At 74.0% G+C, this 2,777-nt stretch carries 3 protein-coding genes; all 3 read left to right on the forward strand.

The window, feature by feature from the left end; translation table 11 throughout:
* The first annotated feature begins 290 nt into the window (after positions 1-290).
* The 3 genes from metZ (at position 291) to apaG (ending at position 2,670) form a co-directional block, all read left to right on the forward strand.
* The gene (metZ, locus tag E2C05_RS30805) at positions 291-1,511 is read left to right on the forward strand and encodes an O-succinylhomoserine sulfhydrylase (RefSeq protein ID WP_192912558.1); all 1,221 of its coding nucleotides are present in this window, start codon (positions 291-293) and stop codon (positions 1,509-1,511) included.
* A gap of 99 nt (positions 1,512-1,610) precedes the next feature.
* Positions 1,611-2,249, forward strand: a complete 639-nt coding sequence (locus E2C05_RS30810; RefSeq protein WP_133223425.1) for a LysE family translocator — start codon at positions 1,611-1,613, stop codon at positions 2,247-2,249.
* A gap of 4 nt (positions 2,250-2,253) precedes the next feature.
* On the forward strand, positions 2,254-2,670 hold the full coding sequence (gene apaG / locus E2C05_RS30815) for a Co2+/Mg2+ efflux protein ApaG (RefSeq protein ID WP_133223426.1): 417 nt from the start codon (positions 2,254-2,256) through the stop codon (positions 2,668-2,670).
* The last annotated feature ends 107 nt before the right edge of the window (positions 2,671-2,777 follow it).

Raw genomic sequence — 2,777 nt, forward strand, 5'->3', positions numbered from 1 at the left:
GCGTGGCGGCGGACGCGGCCCGGCCGGCCCGGCCGGCGGCAGGCGCGTCGAGACGGCCCCCGCGCCCGCCGCCGCAGGGCGGCTTGACCCCGCCCCGGCTCCGGGATTATCCGGACGGTGGCGGCCCGGCCGCCCCTCGCGATTTGTCCGGCCAGCTTGCGGCGAGGTCCCGTACGGGCGCCCCTTCCAGGGGGCGAAAACAAGCGCGCTAAACGGCCGCCGGGGGTGACCCGTCGCCCCCGCCCCGTTCATCGGGCCGGACGCCGCGTCGTACCCGAAGGCCCGCCCGGATGCCGAAGTCCCTGCCGAACCGCCCGCTCCGCCCCGCCACCCTGCTGGCCCGCGGCGGCACCATGCGGAGCAACCACGACGAGACGGCGGAGGCGCTCTTCCTCACCTCCGGCTTCGTCTACGACAGCGCCGAGCAGGCCGAGGCGACCTTCGCCGGCACCGCCACCCACTACCAGTATTCCCGCTTCGGCAACCCCACCGTGGCGATGCTGGAGCAGCGCCTGGCGCTGCTGGAAGGCGCCGAGGCCTGCCGGATGACCGCGACGGGCATGGCCGCGGTGCATGCCGCCATGCTGTCGCACCTGAAGGCCGGCGACCGCGTCGTCGCGTCCCGCGCGCTGTTCGGGTCCTGCCATTGGATCGTCTCGACGCTGCTGCCGCGCTACGGGATCGAGAGCGTCTTCGTCGATGGCGGCGACCTGGCGCAATGGGAACGGGCGCTTGCGGCGCCGACGGCCATGGTGCTGCTGGAGACGCCGTCCAACCCGATGCTGGACCTGGTCGACCTGCCGGCCGTCGCCGCGCTGGCGCACAAGGCGGGCGCCGTGGTGGTGGTCGACAATGTCTTCGCCACGCCGCTGCTGCAGAAGCCGCTGACCCTGGGCGCGGATGTCGTCGTCTATTCCTGCACCAAGCACATGGACGGCCAGGGCCGCGTGCTCGGCGGCGCCGTGCTGGGCAGCAAGACGTGGGTGGATGAGGTGCTGCAGCCCTTCATCCGCAACACCGGTCCCTCCCTCTCGCCCTTCAACGCCTGGGTGATCCTGAAGGGGCTGGAGACGCTGGCGCTGCGGGTGAACGCGATGTGCGCCAGCGCCGCCGCGATCGCCGATTTCCTGGCGGGACGGCCGGAGGTGGCGCGCGCCCTCTATCCCTTCCGCGCCGACCATCCGCAGCAGGCGCTGGCCAGGGCGCAGATGACCGGCGGCGGCACGGTCGTGACCTTCGAGCTGGCCGGCGGCAAGGACGCCGCCTTCCGCTTCTGCAACGCGCTGCGGCTCGTCGACGTCTCCAACAACCTGGGCGACAGCAAGTCGCTGGTCACCCACCCGGCCACGACGACGCATATGCGCATCGGCGCGGAGGAGCGCGCGCGGCTCGGCATCACCGACGGCACGATCCGGCTCTCGGTCGGGCTCGAGGATGTCGCCGACCTGATCGAGGACCTGACGGAAGCGCTGGAGGCCGCCGGCGGCGCGGTCGCGCGCGCGGCGGAGTAGGCGCGCGCGACAGGCCGGCTGAAACATGGCCGCGGTGGCGAAGGCCCCGCGGCCTGTGGCAGTGTCACTCGCCAAGACCACCGGGAGGAAACCGCCTGCATGGCCCTCGAGACCTGGACCGCCTTCGCGCTCGCCTCCCTCGCGCTGCTGCTGATCCCGGGCCCGACCATCCTGCTGGTCATCGGCCAGTCGCTCGGCGCCGGGCGGCAAGGCTCCCGCTGGCGCGGCGCATGGCGCGACGCGCTGCCGCTGGTCGGCGGCGTCGCCCTCGGCGACCTCACCGCCATGTCGCTGTCGCTCGCCGGGCTCGGCGCGCTGCTCGCCGCCTCCGCCACGCTCTTCACGCTGCTGAAATGGGCCGGCGCGGCCTATCTCGTCTATCTCGGCATCCGGCTCTGGCGCGCGCCGGCGGACGCGGGCGCGGCGCCGCCGCCGGGGCCCAGGCGGGCCTGCCGCGACGCCTATGTCGTGACCGCGCTCAATCCGAAGAGCATCGCCTTCTTCGTCGCCTTCGCGCCGCAATTCCTCGATCCGGCGCGGCCCTTCCTGCCGCAGGCGGCGCTGCTGGTGGCGACCTTCGTCGGCCTCGCGGCGCTGAACGCCATGGCCTATGCGCTGCTGGCCGGCCGGCTGTCCGGCGCGGTGGCGCGGCCGGCGGTGCGGCGCGGGCTGAACCGGCTGGGCGGCGCCATGCTGGTCGGCGCCGGCCTGGCCACCGCCGCCATGCGCCGGACCTGATGCCATGGCCGAGAACCGCAGCCCCGCCTGGACCGCCGTGACGCGCGAAGTGCGCGTCACCGTCCGCACCTACTTCCTCGCCGACCAGTCGGAACCCGATCGCGGCCATTTCGCCTGGGCCTACCGCGTCACCATCGCCAATGAAGGCCGGCGCACGGTGCAGTTGCTGAAGCGCACCTGGCTGATCACCGATGCGCAGGGGCGCACCCAGCGGGTGCATGGCGACGGCGTGGTGGGGGAACGCCCGGTGCTCGATCCGGGCGAGAGCTTCGAATACACCTCCGGCACGCCGCTGGCGACGCCGTCCGGCTTCATGCGCGGCCTCTATCACATGGTGGCGGTCGAGAGCGGCGAGAGCTTCGACGTGGAGATCCCCGGCTTCAGCCTGGACAGCCCGCACCAGCCCAGCGCGGTGCACTGAACGGGACCGCCGGCGCGGGGGCGGGTCCGGCCGCGGCCCGGGACCGTCGCCGCCTCTGGCAGGGCGGCTTGCGGCGGCGCGGCGCCTGGCCGGCGGCGCCGGACGCG

It is taken from the genome of Paracraurococcus ruber, from assembly GCF_004353985.1.
GTDB classification, from domain to species: domain Bacteria; phylum Pseudomonadota; class Alphaproteobacteria; order Acetobacterales; family Acetobacteraceae; genus Paracraurococcus; species Paracraurococcus ruber.